16 protein-coding genes are annotated in these 18,109 nt (G+C 43.7%); 13 read left to right on the forward strand and 3 right to left on the reverse strand.

Going from position 1 to position 18,109, the window contains the following annotated elements; translation table 11 throughout:
• Positions 1-178 precede the first annotated feature (178 nt).
• On the reverse strand, positions 179-1,318 hold the full coding sequence (locus tag EAG18_RS09930; RefSeq protein WP_125252228.1) for an EAL domain-containing protein: 1,140 nt from the start codon (positions 1,316-1,318) through the stop codon (positions 179-181).
• 130 nt (positions 1,319-1,448) lie between these two features.
• On the opposite strand from EAG18_RS09930, the gene EAG18_RS09935 reads away from it, so the two are divergent.
• Positions 1,449-2,756 carry an AarF/ABC1/UbiB kinase family protein gene (locus tag EAG18_RS09935; RefSeq protein ID WP_275557261.1) on the forward strand — a complete coding sequence of 436 codons (1,308 nt, stop codon included), beginning with the start codon at positions 1,449-1,451 and terminating at the stop codon, positions 2,754-2,756.
• A 452-nt stretch (positions 2,757-3,208) separates the two neighbouring features.
• Here EAG18_RS09935 and EAG18_RS09940 read toward each other — a convergent pair whose 3' ends face one another.
• Both EAG18_RS09940 and EAG18_RS09945 read right to left on the reverse strand, forming a co-directional pair.
• Positions 3,209-3,736 carry a cytochrome b gene (locus EAG18_RS09940; protein ID WP_275557262.1) on the reverse strand — a complete coding sequence of 176 codons (528 nt, stop codon included), beginning with the start codon at positions 3,734-3,736 and terminating at the stop codon, positions 3,209-3,211.
• Entirely contained in the window at positions 3,729-4,817 is a 1,089-nt protein-coding gene (locus tag EAG18_RS09945) for a catalase family peroxidase (RefSeq protein WP_275557263.1), read from the reverse strand. Before EAG18_RS09945 ends, EAG18_RS09940 begins: the two co-directional genes overlap by 8 nt.
• 125 nt (positions 4,818-4,942) lie before the next feature.
• On the opposite strand from EAG18_RS09945, the gene EAG18_RS09950 reads away from it, so the two are divergent.
• The 12 genes from EAG18_RS09950 (at position 4,943) to EAG18_RS22170 (ending at position 17,829) form a co-directional block, all read left to right on the forward strand.
• Entirely contained in the window at positions 4,943-5,617 is a 675-nt protein-coding gene (locus tag EAG18_RS09950) for a response regulator transcription factor (protein WP_125252229.1), read from the forward strand.
• Between the two features lies 1 nt (position 5,618).
• A complete protein-coding gene (locus EAG18_RS09955) occupies positions 5,619-6,995 on the forward strand; it encodes a HAMP domain-containing sensor histidine kinase (RefSeq protein WP_125252230.1) in 1,377 nt (458 codons plus the stop codon).
• 127 nt (positions 6,996-7,122) lie between these two features.
• Positions 7,123-8,916 carry a DUF1800 family protein gene (locus EAG18_RS09960; protein ID WP_125252231.1) on the forward strand — a complete coding sequence of 598 codons (1,794 nt, stop codon included), beginning with the start codon at positions 7,123-7,125 and terminating at the stop codon, positions 8,914-8,916.
• 11 nt (positions 8,917-8,927) lie between these two features.
• Positions 8,928-10,283, forward strand: a complete 1,356-nt coding sequence (locus tag EAG18_RS09965) for a DUF1501 domain-containing protein (protein ID WP_125252232.1) — start codon at positions 8,928-8,930, stop codon at positions 10,281-10,283.
• Positions 10,284-10,493: 210 nt separating this feature from the next.
• The gene (locus tag EAG18_RS09970) at positions 10,494-11,915 is read left to right on the forward strand and encodes a DEAD/DEAH box helicase (RefSeq protein ID WP_275557264.1); all 1,422 of its coding nucleotides are present in this window, start codon (positions 10,494-10,496) and stop codon (positions 11,913-11,915) included.
• 234 nt (positions 11,916-12,149) lie between these two features.
• A complete protein-coding gene (locus tag EAG18_RS09975) occupies positions 12,150-12,791 on the forward strand; it encodes a CsgG/HfaB family protein (protein ID WP_125252242.1) in 642 nt (213 codons plus the stop codon).
• 12 nt (positions 12,792-12,803) lie between these two features.
• On the forward strand, positions 12,804-13,145 hold the full coding sequence (locus EAG18_RS09980; protein ID WP_125252233.1) for a DUF4810 domain-containing protein: 342 nt from the start codon (positions 12,804-12,806) through the stop codon (positions 13,143-13,145).
• A 1-nt stretch (position 13,146) separates the two neighbouring features.
• The gene (locus tag EAG18_RS09985) at positions 13,147-13,824 is read left to right on the forward strand and encodes a DUF799 domain-containing protein (RefSeq protein WP_125252234.1); all 678 of its coding nucleotides are present in this window, start codon (positions 13,147-13,149) and stop codon (positions 13,822-13,824) included.
• 152 nt (positions 13,825-13,976) lie between these two features.
• Positions 13,977-14,786, forward strand: coding sequence for a peptidase S8 (locus EAG18_RS09990; protein WP_125252235.1), 810 nt, complete (start codon positions 13,977-13,979; stop codon positions 14,784-14,786).
• A gap of 99 nt (positions 14,787-14,885) precedes the next feature.
• Positions 14,886-16,274 carry an ATP-dependent RNA helicase DbpA gene (gene dbpA, locus EAG18_RS09995; protein WP_125252236.1) on the forward strand — a complete coding sequence of 463 codons (1,389 nt, stop codon included), beginning with the start codon at positions 14,886-14,888 and terminating at the stop codon, positions 16,272-16,274.
• A gap of 381 nt (positions 16,275-16,655) precedes the next feature.
• Entirely contained in the window at positions 16,656-17,288 is a 633-nt protein-coding gene (locus EAG18_RS10000; RefSeq protein WP_125252237.1) for an SDR family oxidoreductase, read from the forward strand.
• Between the two features lie 370 nt (positions 17,289-17,658).
• Positions 17,659-17,829, forward strand: a complete 171-nt coding sequence (locus EAG18_RS22170; protein ID WP_010370673.1) for a hypothetical protein — start codon at positions 17,659-17,661, stop codon at positions 17,827-17,829.
• Positions 17,830-18,109 lie beyond the last annotated feature (280 nt).

The following is an 18,109-nucleotide window of genomic DNA, read 5'->3' on the forward strand; positions in this document are numbered from 1 at the left end:
AAGCCGTTATTCTCTGGTATAATACTGACTAACAATTACACGACATTATTACAAAGTAAACTGATAAATAGATGCAAGAGAAACTTTCATCTTAATTATTTTATTTAGACATCGGCTACCTAGATAGGCTAAATACTACTAGCGCTAACTTCATAAGCTCCCCACCCTTCCTTGTCCATCACAACGTATCAAACTTGTGAGCTGCGTTCGATAGAGGCTTCACTCCTTGCGTAATTTCGTCTTCGAGATTGTTGGACAACCGAGAACTCAATGCCGCTGGTTTTGCAAAGTAATAACCTTGTAAAAAGTCAGCTCCAATTTCTCGTAGCACTTGCGCCTCATGTTGACTCTCTACACCCTCAGCTATCACGGCGATGCCGTTTTCATGAGCAAGCTGAATGAGATGAGAGACAATGCTTCGTTTGTGTTGATTGGAGTCTATGTGTCTTACTAATTCCATATCTATCTTTATATAGTCCGGTCTTAGTTGCGCCAACATATTTAAACTGGACCACCCAGAACCAATATCATCTAGTGCAACGCCAAAACCACAGCTTCGGTAGAATGCCAAAATACCTCTTAAGTGATTCATATCACGGGCTTGATGTGTCTCGGTGACCTCAAACACAATGTCTTGTGGCTGAAACCCAAGTTCGCTGATAGCAGAGGCTGTTGAACGTAAGCAATATGACGGATCGTAAATACTAGAAGGGTTGAAATTTATAAATATTTTTGAGTGTAAACCCGCCTTTGCGGCATGCTCTACAGCAGACTTTCGCGCAATTAAATCAAGAGAAAAGAGTAATCCGCTTTGCTCGGCTAAGTTAAAAACGAGGTTTGGCGGCACCATATTATTTTCATTATCGAATAGCCTAAATAACGCTTCATTGGCAAACACATCTAGGTTTCCCGGTTCTGAATATGCTCTCACAATAGGCTGGAACCAACTTTGGTAGGTCTCGTTGTCAACTGCCGTTTTTATCCAACGCGCTTGATAACGGCGCACGAACGTTTCGACACTTGCCACTCGACTAATCGCACTAATATCCGGATGACCATCATGTGCCATAGTCGTCACTTTAGATTGGCCAAATTCAGGGCCAGCTAAGCAACCGCCTATATTGTTCAAAAATGTACTCAAGCCGCGTTTTTCTACTGCAACCTTTACACATTTGCTTTCTACCCCTTCAGGGGTTAAGGCCATTTCGGTACACATCTGCTTTAGGTTTTGCTCTGCATTACCGGTCGGTAAGAAAAACCAAAAATATGTTTTATCAAAAAAATACGACTCTATTGCTTCACAATCTGCGCACCACATAGCATCCTCCATAAATGTAAACTCAGGATAAATACGCAGTCACGCTTTGATCCGTTCACTAAGAGGTGAACCCGAGATAAAGTTATGACGTATTGTGTAACCATAACGCTGTACCGCTAAGAGGTTAGGTTTGAAAAATCATTCGCGAAAGGTACCATCATCAAGGCTGAGTCGCCTTGCTCATTTGGGTGGACTGGCAGGTCAAGTTGCATCAAATATGTTATTTGAAGGCGCAAAGCAGGCGCTTCAAGGGCAACCTGTGAAACGAAACGATCTATTGCTACAGAGCAAAAATATTGATGCAGTTGCAAAGAAGCTGAGTCACTTGCGCGGTGCCGCAATGAAGTTAGGACAGTTACTTTCAATGGATACTGGAGATCTGCTACCACCGGAACTTGCCATGTTGCTGACTCACCTGCGTGCAGACGCTATGCCAATGCCACATAAGCAACTCGTTGGTGTCTTGGAGCATGAATTAGGGCAAGACTGGCTCGATAAGTTTAGTCATATTGAATTGAAAAGCTTCGCACAAGCGTCGATTGGGCAAGTGCACAAAGCCACCACCGAGAATGGGCAACCTCTTGCAATCAAAATACAATATCCAGGAGTGGCTCAAAGTATTCATAGCGATGTAGACAATGTCGCGAGCCTAATCAATATGACGGGGCTACTTCCTAAAGGGATTAATATTGCCCCTTTAATTGAGGAAGCAAAGTCGCAGCTTCTCGCGGAGACCAATTACCAATTAGAAGCAAATTATTTACAGCAATTTGCCAGAGGACTTTCTGATGACACGCGCTTTAAAGTCCCAGCTGTACATCAAGCGCTAAGTAGCCAGCATCTGATGAGTATGGAATATGTCTGTGGCGCGCCGCTTGCAGAGACCCTTGCTTTACCACAATCTGTTCGCAATGACATAATGACTGCACTCATTGAGCTGTTCTTTATCGAAATGTTTGAGCTTAAATTGATACAAACAGATCCTAACTTTGGTAACTATTTATATAACAAAGACACCCACCAAATCGTGTTATTAGATTTTGGCGCAACGCGCATCGTCAACGATGCGATTAGTGTTGGCTATAAAAACCTGTTACGGGCAGCGAGAGAGCAAAACCATGAAGCTGTTAAACAGGCTGCATGTGACATTGGATATTTTGATACTGATATTGCACCCGAGTACTGTAACGCGGTTATTGAGCTGTTTTTACTTGCAACAACTCCACTTCGGTGTGACGGTCCATTTGATTTTGCTAACAGCCAGCTAAGTAAAGAGATAAGTGAAAAAGGACTGGCTTTAAATCGCCACTCCAACGAGTGGCACACACCACCTGTAGACGCTTTATTTATTCATCGAAAGCTGGCGGGGTTATATTTAATCGCAGCCAAATTGCAAGCCAAAGTAGACTTAACGCCACTGCAACGCTACTTAAGTTAGACTAAGGTAAGGAGGCTGTTGTTTGAGTAAGATACACAATCCAACAGCACAATACCACTCGAGCCGGCCGGATAATCATTACAACGCAAAGTCGCTGACACTCACCGCTAATATGTGTATACCAAAGCAGCCGTCTACACTTTAAGCCTGCACTCAATGGATTGAGAGACAAATTATGACAACGGTCGGAAAAAGACCAGCTAGTTCAAATAACACATACAAGATATCCAAAACTTTTTTAGTTCTCGTTACTTAACACTCGTTATTTACCTTGTGCGACTCGACTTTGGCGCCCTGTGTGATGATAAAAACTCGCCAGAAACTGTGAAATAGCACAGCGTTAGCGCCATTTAATAAACCATGTGCAACATGGGATCGTTCGAGACCGATATTGCACATCAGTGTTATAGCGCAGTGATTAACTGTTTTTACTTACAACGACTCTGCGTCAATTACAGCATGCTTTTAAACACGCCATCTTTGCGTATAAAATGGTGAAAACATGCAGCACCAATATGAACGACCAGAACAAGTAACAGTAGTAGCACCGCAAAACCATGTCCCTCACGAAACACGGCAAAATACTCAATATTTGGCACCATTGCCGCTGGCATAGTCAATAGGTCGAACACGACAATTGGTCTTGCACCAAAGTACTGCATCAATAGACCGCTAACCGGTATGACTAACATTAAAAAATACAAAAGCCAGTGACTAAACTTTGCCAGCTTAACTTGAATAACGGGCATTGTTGATGGCAGCGCTGGGGCTGTCGATTGTACTCGCACGATAAAACGCAATATCAGTAATATTAACGCCAGCACGCCAAATGACTTATGCAATCCAAGTAAGCTCAGTTGCCATGGCTCCAGTGAGCTCACCATGGCAAGCCCTGCACATACCATAGACAATATCAAAACCGCCATCGACCAGTGTAATAATCGCATGGTAAAAGTATAGCGAGTCACCTGCTTATTCACTTTCTTGCCCTCCCAATGCCCCTATTAACTGTTCTTTCGCACGGCGTCTATAAGACTCAGCATAGGCGGCCGAACGTGCTCTTAAAATAGGATCGGCTGTTGCCGATAACCCCGTCGGTAAGATTAAAGGGTCAAAGTTCATTGCATGGCACGCTCCTTCCAATTGTGGTTGCCACTGGGTAATGTTAATTTCCCCTGCGTTTACTTGAGCCCGATTACTTGGCCACTGAATAGCGGGGTTATTTTCATCATCAGCCGGTGCCGCAAGAGTAAACTGCCATGTAAAACGAACATTGCCCTGTGCAATTCTGGCCGCCAACTCTTTTTGCAGCGCCGCACTGTCTGTAAACGGGTTTTTGCTCGCCTCGCCTAATGGTAACATTTGCCAACGTACGGCCTGCTTATTGCTTTGTGCATCATGTAAGTAAAAGGCATTGATACTATGGTAAGTCTCGAGTGCCAAACTTTCAGTGGGTGTGTAACTTGCTTTCCATGCTAAAAAGTCTGCGCTTTCAGGATGCTTGGCAAAAAATGCCTTGATTGCATCACCACCCTGCTTTATGGCGACAAGTTGCTGATAAAAGTCATACGGATTGCTCACAGCCATTACCGGAGGTGTATTCATGGCTATATTCCAACGCTCTGAACCGGTAACAAAGCTGAGTGCAAAACTTCTAACAGGCGCACTCAACTCATCAGCATGTGGATTGTTACCAGCGATAGAAAACCGGCCAATAAAGGGGTGAACGCCTGCACTAAAAACTTCAGCATCCGAATAGTGCGTTAGCGACCCATTCGATATAAATTCTCCCGACACACAAACGCCTTTGGCATGCGCCCTTCTAAACCCGGGAAAGTGTGATTGTCCTTGTTGTAAATCAACAAATTGTTGGGCGGTAACTTTTGTGCTTGCCTGCGCCGATTGCGTCAAAAATAGCACCGCGCCATACCAAGCGACGAACGCACTTATTCCATAAAACCTTGCCAAGGAATATCTAATCATAAAAATAAAAACCTCATTAAACCGAGCTTGAGATAACAAACTGCGCTGGCGAGTGCCGACTCGCTTATGGACAGCCACTCATCAGACCTTGGTTCCGGCAAAAAAATTTCACACCGCTACGCTCCAATAATCATACAAAATTGTATTCTGAACCCGTTGAAAACTGCGTTATGCTATAGCTAAACGACCAAACAAACCGCACAATGAAGATATTGCTTGTAGAAGATGACCACGACACTGCAGAGTTTATTTGTAATGGCTTAAAGCAAGCTGGAGAATCTGTGGATCATACGCAGTGTCCAAAAGATGCAATAATAAAAGCCTCCACCACCTCATTCGATGCCATTATTTTTGATAGGCTACTGCCGGCGATGGATGGCCTAGACGCAGTAAAAATCCTTCGAGCGAGCAACATCTTAACTCCTATCATTATGCTAACGGCATTGAGTGACACCGCAGCACGGGTTGAAGGCTTGGAAGCTGGTGCAGACGACTACTTAGTTAAACCCTTTGCGTTTGTCGAATTACATGCAAGGCTAAAAGCACTGTATCGTCGCAAACCAGCTGCGCAAACCGTGAATGAATTACAAGTTGGTTGTGTAAAACTACTCAGAACATCAAGGCAAGTGTTTAGAGGTGAAAACGAGATTGAGCTAATGCCAAAAGAGTATCAGATTTTGGAATTTTTAATGCTTCATCCTAATCAACTGGTTACCAAAACTATGCTGCTAGAACACGTGTGGGGGTTTAGTTTTGACCCAAAAACCAGTTTAGTTCAAACACATGTCAGCCGCTTACGTAACAAGTTAGACAAGCCTTTTAACAGTGAAGTTATCAAAACCATTCGTGGCAGTGGCTACTTACTTTCTGAACAATAATATGAAAACGAATACTCAAAAATACCATTTTGTGCTGGCGCTTAAATTTTCTTTTCTATGTTGGATACTCACATGTGGTCTAGCACTTTTGGTATCGCACTTTGTGTCTAAAAGTGAACAGTCCAGACAACAAACCGAAATGCTTGAACTTATTGAGGAAGCCGTCGAGCTTTACCATAGTGATGGGTTGGAGTCTTTGGTAGAAGTATTTGAGTTAGCAGAAAATGAAACTTGGACCAAAGAAGAAGCCCAGGAGCATTGGCAAGAGGAAGGCTGGCTTATGGCGTTATACCAAAAAGACGTGACAATCGCTGGTGGCGATTTGGGTTTTGAGCGAGCAAATACCTCAAAGTCGCAGCCACAAACTGAAATAGACGAAGAAACACAACTCATTTTTTATCAGGCACAGCAAATCAACGATGGTCTTCATTTACATCTATGGCAGCGTGTTGACCACGATGTTGTTATTGCCCAGAACGCCAGAACCCAGTTTATTGTGTGGCTAGCGATATTTTGCTGGCTGCCGCCTTTGCTCATCTTTGTCTATTTTAGACAAATGCAAGGCAATACCATTACCAAGCTGAGTCAACAGCTCTCTTTAGTGGCTAAAGCGCCTGAGCTGCATCGCACCGTAGCAAAAAGCGATGACCCACAGCTGCTACAATTATGCAGTGTGATCAACACGATGCTCGACGAAATTACCAAGCTCCATCACAATATTAAAACAATGTCTGTGGGAGTTGCCCATGACCTTAAAACGCCTCTAACCCGAGTTGCAAACCGATTGCAATCTATGGAGCAAGACATAGACGATCCGGTACAATTAGCCGTTCACCTTGAAAAGGCCTGTGAAGAATTAGAAAAAATCATCTCGACTTTTAATAATTTAATCCGCTTGAATAGTATTGAATCTGGAAAATATCAACAAGGTTTTAAACAGATTGACTTATCAACACTGCTTTTAGATCTAACTGATAGCTTCACTCCGGTTTTTGAAGACGCAGAAAAAACCTTATCCGTCTCGATATTGCCAAATATCAGCTGTTATGGAGATGCGGATTTGCTCGCGCAATTGGTCTGTAACCTGTTAGAAAATGCACTTGAATATACTAATCCAAGGGCGTCTGTATGGATCAGGCTGCAAAGTCACTCATCTGGCGTATTACTACAAATCGGTGATAATGGCCCTGGCATCGCAACATCAGACCAAGCACATATTTTCGAGCGCTTTTATCGTGCCGATACCAGCCGTTCCTCTTCAGGTAATGGGCTCGGGCTTAGCATTGTCAAAGCAATCTGTGACATACATGAGGCTCGGATTTATTTGCTGGAGGGTCAACCGGGCGCTGTGTTTAATATTGAAGTGCCAACTCATTAATAGATTGAGCTAAGCTTTGACTTGGTTAGTTTACAATTTTGTATGGTTTCGCACGCAAACTTGTAAAACACTAAAGTCAAAAATCATCCTACACTCATAACTTATCGTTCACTATTTGAGTTAAGTTATGAGATCAGTCATTAAATACTTTTCAGTTTGGTGTGTGTTAACCCTAACAGCGACAGGCTGTGGCGGTGCGCAAGAAACCGAAGTCGCGCAAGCCAATCAGCAGCTCACTGACAACACTGAAATTACCGAGCCATCGCAACCTATTGCAGTGGATAATGTGTTTGCGACACCACAAAGTACGGCCTCGTTTTTACACCAAACGACTTTTGGCGCTACACCACAACAGCTCAACACGCTTGTCGGCAAATCTGCTTCTAAATGGTTCATCGACCAAATAGCACTAAAACCAAGCTTGAAAATGAATTCAGTTGCAAAATATACCCCCGAAGACGGCGGTTTTAATACCCTATTCGTAGAATCAACAAGTATCGGGTTTTGGCAAGATGCCATCACTGGCGAAGATCAACTGCGTCAGCGAGTAGCTTTCGCTTTATCTGAGATTTTAGTAGTTTCTAATGCCGGTGGTGACGAGCTCACTGACATCCCAGCGGCAGTAGCACGCTTTCAAGATATACTCATTGAGCACGCCTTTGGCAATTATCGAGAGCTACTTCAGGCGGTAACTTACTCACCCGCTATGGGAACTTACTTAACATATTTAGGAAACCAAAAGGGAGACGAGCAAACAGGCAGGATGCCTGATGAGAATTATGCTCGGGAGATCTTACAGCTCTTTACTTTGGGTCTTGTTGAGTTAAACCCAGACGGTAGCGAGAAACGCGATAGCAATGACCAAGCCATTGAGTTGTATACCAATAAAGATATTACTGGTCTTGCCCGTGTTTTTACTGGGTTAGTGCTTGATGAGTCAGGCGCCGAACAAGCCGCTCAAGAAGAGTACGCGCTACCTATGGTCGCAGACCCTGAACTACATTCGACTAAAGCCAAATCCTTTTTAGGCTACACCATAGCTGCTGGCACCGATGTCAACCAATCAATCACGCTCGCATTAGATCATATCTTTTCGCATCCTAATGTTGGGCCATTTGTGGTTAAGCAGTTAATCCAACGTTTAGTAACATCAAACCCTTCACCTAGCTATGTTGCTAGGGCAGTAGAAAGCTTTGATTCTGGTAGCTACGTATTGCCCGATGGTACCAAAGTGGGCGCTAGCCAACGGGGAGATTTAACCGCTACGATTGCAGCAATTATCTTTGATAAAGAAGCTAGGAGCGAGAAAACAGCGCGCAGTGGCAAGTTAAGAGAGCCAATATTAAGATTTACGCAGTGGGCCCGAGCCTTCGAGGTAAAAAATATTACGCCTGAGTATCAAGAGCCACTATGGGATACTCGTTCAGCAAACGCATTAAATCAACACCCCTATCGTTCAAGTAGCGTATTTAACTTTTTTCGCCCGGGTTACAGTGCACCAGGAACGCTAATATCGCAAAACCAACTGGTTGCACCTGAGTTCCAAATTACCAACGCCTCGTCAATCCCAGGTTATATTAACTTTATGACCTATTATATTTTTGGCTATCAACAAGATGTTGATGTGGCTGATTTACAAGCGGATTATGACGCCGAAAATATACCGCTTGATGCTCGTCAAGCTGTTTATAGCTTTCTTGCAGACTATGAATACGAACTCACTTTGGCAGATGACCCAAAAGCGCTATTGGCTCATTTAAATCTACTCCTAAGCGCAGATCAGCTCACTGAGCATACAGTGAATAAGATCACCCAAATTCTTGAGACACTACCGATGGAGGAACCACAAGATAGCCTTATTCGAGTGCAATGGGCGATTTTACTCGTGATGACCTCAGCAAATTATTTGATTCAAAAATAGGACTAGACAAGATGAAAAGACGTGATTTTTTGAAACTAAGCGGCGCGACCATGATGTCAACGTCCTTGCTTTCGTTGAGTCAAGCCGTTGCGGCAGCAGAACAAGGCGAAGATTATAAAGCCCTTGTTTGCGTATTTTTATACGGCGGAATGGACTGCCATGACACGATTATTCCTCTAGATGACAGTAACTATCAACAGTGGGCAAAACACAGATCCTCACTACTCAGTGCTTACCCTACGCCAAGAACACCACAAAATTTGCACGCCCTCAGTACTCCCTCTCGATTTAATCAACGCAAATTTGCCTTACCTCCAGAAATGGCGGGTCTTGCGAAACTCTACGATCAAGGACAACTGTCTGTAATTGGCAATGTTGGACCATTACTTGAACCTGTTAATGCCTCGCATCTAGAACAAGCCACTGCAAGTGTGCCTCCTCGATTGTTTTCTCATAATGATCAACAGTCAACTTGGATGTCTGGTAAAACGGAAGGGGCACAATTTGGTTGGGGCGGGTTAATTAATGATGCGCTTATCAATACAGGAAAAACGCAGCAGACGCCTTTTAATGCCATTACCACAGCCGAGGCTGATCTGTGGTTAACCGGCAGTAATACCTTTCCATACCATGTGAGTGATGGCAAAGCTGGAATAATAGAAATCTTAGAAGAGTTCGACAACAACCAAGCACTCGCTGACTACTTTGCGGGCAAAGAAAACAGTAGTAGCAATAATATACTTCAGCAAGACCTAGATACGCTTACTCGCAGCGCCATGGCGGCAAATTCGCAATACAATGATGCCATTGCCAATACTAGTTTTACCTTACCACAATTTCCTACCACACCATTGGCGCAACAGCTGAAGAATGTTTGCCAAAGTATTGCAACAAGGCAGCAACTCAACACCAAACGACAAGTGTATATTGTTGGCATGGGTGGATTTGATACTCACTCAGGTCAAGCTCAGAGCTTGCCTAAACTGCAATCAGCGCTTGATGGCGCACTTGTAGCGTTTAATACGGCCATTGCCAGCTTAGGGTTAGAAAAGCAAGTAACTTTATTTACCGCATCTGATTTCGGTCGTACCCTTGCTGTCAATGGTGATGGTACTGATCATGGTTGGGGCGCTCATCACTTTATTATGGGTGGTGCAGTCAATGGTGGCACTATTTTCGGCGATATCCCCCCCCCAGAATTAAACCATGCCTTTGATGCGGGTAGCGGCAGGCTCATTCCCACCACAGCTGTTGACCAACTGGCTGCAAGCCTTGGTAGCTGGATGGGGGTAGACGACAGTGCACTGCTGCAGATTTTCCCAAACCTTAAAAACTTCTCTGGTAAACTCAGTTTATTCAAAGCGTAGATTTTTATTCGAAATTAAGCACACAAGGATGTGCTGCTATACTCTGTTACGCTATCACTGGTATAGGTGCGAGGAACAGCGTATTTTTAAACCCCTGTAGTCTATTATACGTAGCAGAGAACACTTAACAGTAATTTAGGCGGTGGCAAAATTGCGTAACTGGTGTAAATACTGTACTCTTGCCCGCCGCCTACTACAGAGTAACAAATCATGAGCTTTAGCCACCTAGGTTTAGCCCCAGAAATAAATCAAGCCGTTGTTGAGCAAGGCTACGACCAGCCAACGCCGATCCAAGAACAAGCTATTCCCGCCATTTTAGCTGGGAAAGATGTGATGGCCGCAGCGCAAACCGGTACAGGCAAGACCGCTGGCTTTACGCTACCTTTGCTACAAAACCTGATGTCGGGATCTAAACCAAAAGCCAACCATGTAAGGGCCTTGATCCTAACTCCAACACGTGAACTTGCTGATCAAGTATGGCAAAGTGTTAAACTCTACAGCAAACACCTCCCTATCAGCTCTGAAGTCGTTTACGGCGGTGTGAAGATCAACCCGCAAATGATGAAGCTGCGTAAAGGCATTGATGTTTTAGTAGCGACACCTGGACGATTACTAGACCTTTACCAACAGAATGCTGTCAAATTTGATGACCTTGAGGTACTGGTATTGGATGAAGCCGACCGCATGCTAGACATGGGCTTTATTCACGATATCAAACGCATAATCAAAGTACTGCCCGCTCGTCGGCAAAATTTGATGTTCTCTGCAACTTTCTCTGAAGAGATTAGAGCGTTAGCAAAAGGATTAACCCATGACCCTATAGAGGTTTCTGTAGCACCGGCTAATAGCACCGCCAAAAGTGTTACTCAGTGGGTGTATCCAGTAGATAAAAGTAAGCGCACCAACTTACTTAAACATTTAGTTCAAACGCATGACTGGCAACAAGTGTTGGTATTTACCCGCACAAAACACGGTGCCAACCGCTTGGTTAAGGATCTAGAAAAAGCCAAGATCAATGCCGCAGCAATACATGGTAATAAAAGTCAAAGTGCTCGTATGAAAGCCCTTGCTGGTTTTAAAAGCGGTGAAGTGCGCGTACTTGTTGCCACTGATATTGTAGCAAGAGGTTTGGATATTCAGGAGCTGCCCTACGTGGTTAACTTTGACCTGCCAAATGTTTACGAAGATTATGTTCACCGTATCGGTAGAACTGGCCGTGCTGGTGCAACGGGTGAAGCTATCTCATTTGTTACCCAAGAAACCGCAAGCGATTTATTTGGTATTGAGCGACTAATTCAACAGCTGGTGCCGCGTAAAGTGGAACCTGGATTTGAACCGCAACTTGCCGTACCTGAGTCAAAGTTAGATACGCGCCCAATCAAGCCGAAAAAACCAAAGAAACCGAAAAAGCCAAAGACAACAGACGCTGAGCAAGCAACTTCTGCTCAGCCGAAAAACAAACCCAAGCAAAATTCAGGTCCTCGTAATAATAAGCCAAGTGGTAACGGAAAACCTACTGGTAACAACAATGGCAACCGCAGACGTCGCCCATCACAGTCTACCAATAAGCCTGGCTCTTCAGCTCCAAGAAAAAATAAGCCAACTCAGCGAAGCTCATCAAGTAGTAAATAAGATATACAAAAAAGCCCTACCTATAAGTGTGGGGCTTCTATTTTCCAACCAAGTGAATTAGCTGCATCTTTTTATTGAAAAAATATAAAATATCAGGTACAAAGCGCCCTGCGAACAAATGTAAAAAAGTGTTCAAGCAAGTCATTCTTCTCATTCAATGGAAGTATAATAACAACGACTAAATAGGGATTTAGTGTGATCAATCAAAAATGTCACCCTGCTAAAGCATTTGCTTTGGTATTGGGCACTGCTGCTTTTTTAAATGGTTGTGCCACAACCACATCACAGGTTGTAGAAACGCCAAAAGTTGCAAGCTATAACACCCAGTATACTGGTAAAAAGAGCAAATTAGTGGTCGGTAACTTCGTCAACCGTTCAAGTTTTCAAAATGGTATTTTTTCTACAGGTGATGACAAGCTTGGCAACCAGGCAAAAACTACGTTAATGAGCCACCTGCAACAAACTAATCGCTTTAGAGTGCTTGATAGAGCCAATCTAGAAATGCTCGCACAAGAAGCCGCGCACACAGGAACAAAACAGTCAATTACTGGCGCAAAATATGTGGTGACAGGCGATGTCACCGAATTTGGTCGCAAAGCCATAGGCGATAAACAGCTATTTGGCTTATTGGGGAAAGGTAAATCGCAAATTGCTTACGCAAAAGTAACGCTTAATATTGTGGATGTAACCACATCAGAGGTTGTTTACTCAGTGCAAGGGGCTGGTGAATATAGCTTGTCTGAGCGTGAGGTTATCGGCTTTGGTAGCACAGCAAGCTACGATTCGACTCTAAATGGTAAAGTACTAGATTTGGCGATTCGAGAGGTCGTTAATAAGCTAGTCAATGGACTAGAATCTGGCGCTTGGGCGAACTAGGGAATAATGAACATGAAAAAGTATACTCTAGCTTTATTGGCTTCACTCGTACTTGCAGGTTGTAAAACCACTGAGCCACTTTATTACCACGGAGAATACGGCAAAGCCGTATATAGCTACTTTAAAGCAGAAGATGTGACTCTTGAAGAGCAAATCAGCATATTACAAGAAATCATTCAAACCGCCGAGGCTAAAAGTAAAACTGTTGCACCGGGCGTTCATGCTCACTTAGGCATGTTGTATTTTGAAACAGGGAATGCCCAACTTGGTAAACAGCATTTTGAAACAGAAATGGTGCTGTTTCCAGAGTCTGAGCACTACATCTCGTTTTTACTAAAGTCTGCAGGAGTATAATATGCGCCAGACCACACTGACACTACTGCTTTTAGCACTGACATTGATCACAGGCTGTGTGAGCACTCCTGAGGGGCATGACTACTCGGCATTTAGAACAGCGGATCCACATTCAATTATTGTGCTACCACCGATCAATAACACACCCGAGGTAATTGCGCCTTACAGTTTGATGTCTCAAATTTATCATCCGATTGCAGAGTCGGGATACTATGTTTTTCCAGCGGCTGTTGTTGAGCAAACATTTAAAAATAATGGTCTCACCGTTGCCAGCGATACCCACGCAGTTCCGGTAACTAAGCTTCATGAAATCTTTGGCGCTGATGCTGCGCTCTATATTACCATTGAAGAATATGGTACCAGCTACGTTGTGGTATCGAGTGAAACGGTTGTGACAGCTTCCGCAACGCTCGTTGATCTAAAGAGCGGTACAGTGCTTTGGCAAGATAAAGCATCCGCATCTTCGGCAGAAACTCGAGGTAACAATGGTGGTGGATTAGTAGGCATGCTAGTGGAAGCAGCACTCAACCAAGTGCTAGAAAGCGTCACAGACAGAGGGTTTGATATCGCGGCTATTACCTCCAGCCGTTTACTCTCGTCTGACATCCATAATGGCTTACTACACGGACCGCGTTCGCCTAAATATGGTCAGCCTGCTGTTAGCGAAAAAACTAAATAGCTTGATTTTAAATGCGCTGCACTTTGCTATGTTGCAGCGCTGTTTTTTTACTAGATGAAGCGTGTAAGCGCGTGTAATAGACTATAACGCACTACCTCCTAAGCTAATAGAGCCGATACATCTTGCGGCATCAACATTAAAGGAGCTAGGCTATGAATAAGTTTACATTACTACTGTTGACTGCATGCAGCAGTACCTTTTTAGCGCATGCGGGGACACAGTATCTAACCCAACCTGCAAGCAACATCACCCAAACATCCGCACAATTAAATGGCTACTCTTCTTCCACCATAGGCCTAAGTGGCGAGATTTTTGATTATGGCACCACCACAAGCTACGGCAGTAGTATCTTTGCAACACCACCTGGAGTAAATGGCCCCGTAAGTGCTCAAATTTCAAACCTAAGCTGTGGGACTGAATACCATTTCCGCTTCCGTGGAGATCCAAAACCCCCACGCACCACAATCCAAGGGGAAGATCTCACTTTCACTACGTTGCCTTGCGGCCCCACCAACTACGCTAATGTGTCGCTCGAAACTGGCGGACAATATTACTTTGTGGCTGAAGGTAACGGCGGCAGTACAGTCAATGCAAACCGATTAGCCATAGGTCCTTGGGAGCAATTTACCCTTGTAGATATTAATGGCGGAGACCTTAATAGCGGTGATGAAGTTCATATTCAGACTACATCTGGCTACTACTTTGTTGCCGAACAAGGTGGTGGAGGTGAACTAAACGCCAATAGAACCGCGGCCTCTATCTGGGAGACATTMACGATTGAACTGCCAAATAACCCCGGTGCGCTCATCCAAAGCGGTGATAAAGTAGCGCTCAAATCCGTCAACGGCTACTATGTGCAGGCTCTTGGTAATGGTGGCTCGGGCGCAAATGCAGAGCCGACGGTTATTGGTTGTAATGCAACCTACCCTTGCTCATGGGAAATGTTTAAAATCATTTTTTAACGCACTTGTCCGTGGTAAAAAATTTTATCACGGCCTTACACGCGCTATCCATTCGAGCCATGTTATAATTGCTGTTTTAGAACTACAGAGACAGCGACTTTGACTCAGCCACTTTTTTCCAGCACTCCACTTTCCAGCGCCTTACTTGATAACCTCACTTCGTTGGGTTATCACACCATGACTGACATTCAAGCACAAACCTTACCGCTTATCTTGGCGGGTAAAGATGTCATTGGCCAAGGCAAAACGGGCTCAGGTAAAACCGCCGCTTTCTCTTTGGGACTATTACATAATTTAAATGTGAAACGTTTTCGTGTGCAGGCTTTGGTCGTATGCCCAACTCGAGAGCTTGCCGATCAGGTTGCTGTTGAAATTCGCAAGCTTGCCCGTGCAATCCATAACATTAAAGTATTGGCACTGTGTGGTGGCGCACCTATGGGTCCGCAAATTGGTTCTCTTGAACACGGCGCGCACATCATTGTGGGTACGCCAGGACGCATTGAAGAGCATTTGCGCAAAGGTCGCTTGTCGCTAGATGAAGTCAATACCTTTGTACTAGATGAAGCCGACCGTATGCTGGAGATGGGTTTTGAAGAGTCATTACAATGTATCATTGACCACTGCCCTAAAACACGACAAAACCTGCTTTTTAGCGCAACTTACCCGCCAAAAATAGAACAGCTTGCGCAGCATGTCATGAAAGATGCAGCTAAAATCACGGTTGAATCAACCCACGATGATAGCTCAATTGAACAGTACTTTTATGAAGTCGACAATAACGATGCAAGACTGCCTGCAGTCCAAAAACTGTTAATGCAATTTCAACCTAATTCTGCGGTTATCTTCTGCAACACCAAGGCAGAATGCCAGAACGTATGCGACAGCCTATATAGTTTAGGTTTTGATGCAGCAGCACTTCACGGTGATTTAGAGCAAAAAGACCGTGACCGCACATTGGTTCGCTTTGCGAATAAGAGCGTCACCATTTTATTAGCAACGGATGTCGCCGCACGAGGTATCGACGTCGATCACGTCGATATGGTGATCAACTACCATATCGCCCATGACCCAGAAGTACATGTTCACCGCGTTGGCAGAACTGGACGTGCAGGCAATAAAGGGGTGGCGTGCTCTTTGATGAGCTATAAGGAATCACATAAAGTAAATGCCCTCGAAGACTATTTAGGCAAAACCATTGAACCCAATACCCTGCCAAGCGATCAAGTATTAAATAACAAAATAAATCGAGCGCCGATGGTAACCATTCAAATCGACGGCGGTAAGAAAGCAAAATTAAGACCGGGTGATATCTTAGGTGCACTGACCTCAAATCAAGCGTTAAAAGGTGATCAAATCGGTAAAATCAAAGTCACTGCGATGTCATCGTACGTTGCAGTTGAGCGCAGTGTTGCCAACGTAGCGCTTAAAACAATTTCAGAAGGGAAAATGAAAGGCCGAAACTTTAGAGCACGCAAAGTAACAAAATAACAGATAGCTTTGCTTTTCCTACGGTGGTCAACTTTTCCCTGACCACCGCAATTTTTAGATTAACTCAGCAATTTCTCGCCTATTTATAACTTATTTCACACTACAGGGGTTTAAATCTGCGCCACGATCCCAAGGTCTTATACCAGTTGTATTAAGTAAATGATCTATCTTGAAGCGGAGAAATAGCTTTAGTAGCACCGCTCTCGCGTCCTGCTACCGCTAAGGTACCTATATCCATATAGGCAAGGCAAAAATTTTGCTATTTAGTTGTTCTAAATGAGAAATTTTTAACGAAGCTAATATGCTATTTCACCCTTCAAATTGATTAGAGAATTAATTCAATTGGTATTAGTTAAGCAAACACTTTAAAGGAGTTTATCTATGAAGACCTTAATCATTGGTGCCAGTGGTCAAATTGGAAAAATGACGACAAAGAAAATGCTGGAACAAGGCCACGACGTTGTGGCGTTAGTGCGTGATAAAGATAAGTTGGCAGATATTGAATCTGAGCAACTCACTATCACTGAGCAAGATCTTGAGAGCGATTTTAGCTCTGCTTTTGACAACGTCGAGCAGGTAATATTTAGCGCAGGCTCCGGTGGAGAAACGGGTGCGGACAAAACCCTACTGATTGATTTATGGGCTGCGACTAAAGCTATTGATTATGCTGTGAAAGCAAACGTTAAACATTTTATTATGGTCAGCTCTATTGGTGCCGACGATCCTGATAACATTGAAAGTGAAATCAAACCGTACTTGGTAGCCAAACACATGGCCGACCAATACCTACAAAGAAGTATCGTAAACTACACCATCGTTCGACCTGGTACATTACTTAATGAGCCCGCAACTGATGGATTCTCCACTTCGCGCCCTGCAAATAGAGAAGACGCTGTAATAAATCGAGAGAATGTCGCTGACGCACTAGCTTACCTTGCCACTTTGCATCCTCAGAATCTAACGTTTGAGCTATTTAATGGTGAACAACCTCTCAAACAAGCACTATGCCAATAAGTGGGTTATGTCTCGGGGCTTAACGCCTCGGGATATATGTCGAAAACACTTTTTGCTGTACCGATATAAAAGCTTGCTTTTATAAGAACTATTCTGTATAATTCAAGACTTGCTTTATTAATTCCACTCTAGATAAAGCAAACCTCAAGTAATGCCTCCTTGCCCTGATCCAGTAAGTCCGCATAAAACATACAAACAGAGCTTAATATAGTCAGGCGAAATAAAATCCAACAGCATGTTGGTACAGACTGTCATACCCATATTGGGTCGTTGTGAGTACAGTATATCCTGTTCGCTAAACTGTAATGAAGCTCATCTACTATCAAAAGCATCAGCTAATTTGCTGTGCATTATAAAAGTGAGTTTTATTATGTCATATACATATAACGGAACAGAGATCCGTGTTGAGCAACCAATTCGCTCAATTTCGGTGAACAAATCTAAAGTGATCTTTGCTGACGGCACAGGCCGTAAGATCACACAATTCGCCAATGGCGGCGAAGCACGTCAGTTTCTGAGCTGGTTAACTTCAGCACATTGATTGTGTGGTAATACCAATTTGACTTAAAAAAATGCCGGACAAAGTCCGGCATTTTTGTATCTTCAATATTTTTTAAGCTTATACCAATTTGCTTAATTCAGTGGTCTATTTTGAGGCGAGAAAATCTTGTCAATAACTCCGCTACCGCGTCCTGCTATCGCCAAGGTACCTACATCCGTGTAGGCAAGGCAAAAATTTTGCTATTTAGTTGTTCTAAATGAGAAATTTTTAACACTGTTAGCGTCAGATTTACTCCTTCAAATTGAGCAAGTATTAAGTC

This window comes from Pseudoalteromonas sp. J010 (genome assembly GCF_003934235.1).
Taxonomy (GTDB): domain Bacteria; phylum Pseudomonadota; class Gammaproteobacteria; order Enterobacterales; family Alteromonadaceae; genus Pseudoalteromonas; species Pseudoalteromonas peptidolytica.

Excerpts from the sequence above, each read along its gene's own strand:
- EAG18_RS09930 (WP_125252228.1), bottom strand. The coding sequence starts at position 1,318 with ATGTGGTGCGCAGATTGTGAAGCAATAGAGTCGTATTTTTTTGATAAA.
- EAG18_RS09950 (WP_125252229.1), top strand. The coding sequence starts at position 4,943 with ATGAAGATATTGCTTGTAGAAGATGACCACGACACTGCAGAGTTTATT.
- EAG18_RS09955 (WP_125252230.1), top strand. The coding sequence starts at position 5,619 with ATGAAAACGAATACTCAAAAATACCATTTTGTGCTGGCGCTTAAATTT.
- EAG18_RS09960 (WP_125252231.1), top strand. The coding sequence starts at position 7,123 with ATGAGATCAGTCATTAAATACTTTTCAGTTTGGTGTGTGTTAACCCTA.
- EAG18_RS09965 (WP_125252232.1), top strand. The coding sequence starts at position 8,928 with ATGAAAAGACGTGATTTTTTGAAACTAAGCGGCGCGACCATGATGTCA.
- EAG18_RS09970 (WP_275557264.1), top strand. The coding sequence starts at position 10,494 with ATGAGCTTTAGCCACCTAGGTTTAGCCCCAGAAATAAATCAAGCCGTT.
- EAG18_RS09980 (WP_125252233.1), top strand. The coding sequence starts at position 12,804 with ATGAAAAAGTATACTCTAGCTTTATTGGCTTCACTCGTACTTGCAGGT.
- EAG18_RS09985 (WP_125252234.1), top strand. The coding sequence starts at position 13,147 with ATGCGCCAGACCACACTGACACTACTGCTTTTAGCACTGACATTGATC.
- EAG18_RS10000 (WP_125252237.1), top strand. The coding sequence starts at position 16,656 with ATGAAGACCTTAATCATTGGTGCCAGTGGTCAAATTGGAAAAATGACG.
- EAG18_RS22170 (WP_010370673.1), top strand. The coding sequence starts at position 17,659 with ATGTCATATACATATAACGGAACAGAGATCCGTGTTGAGCAACCAATT.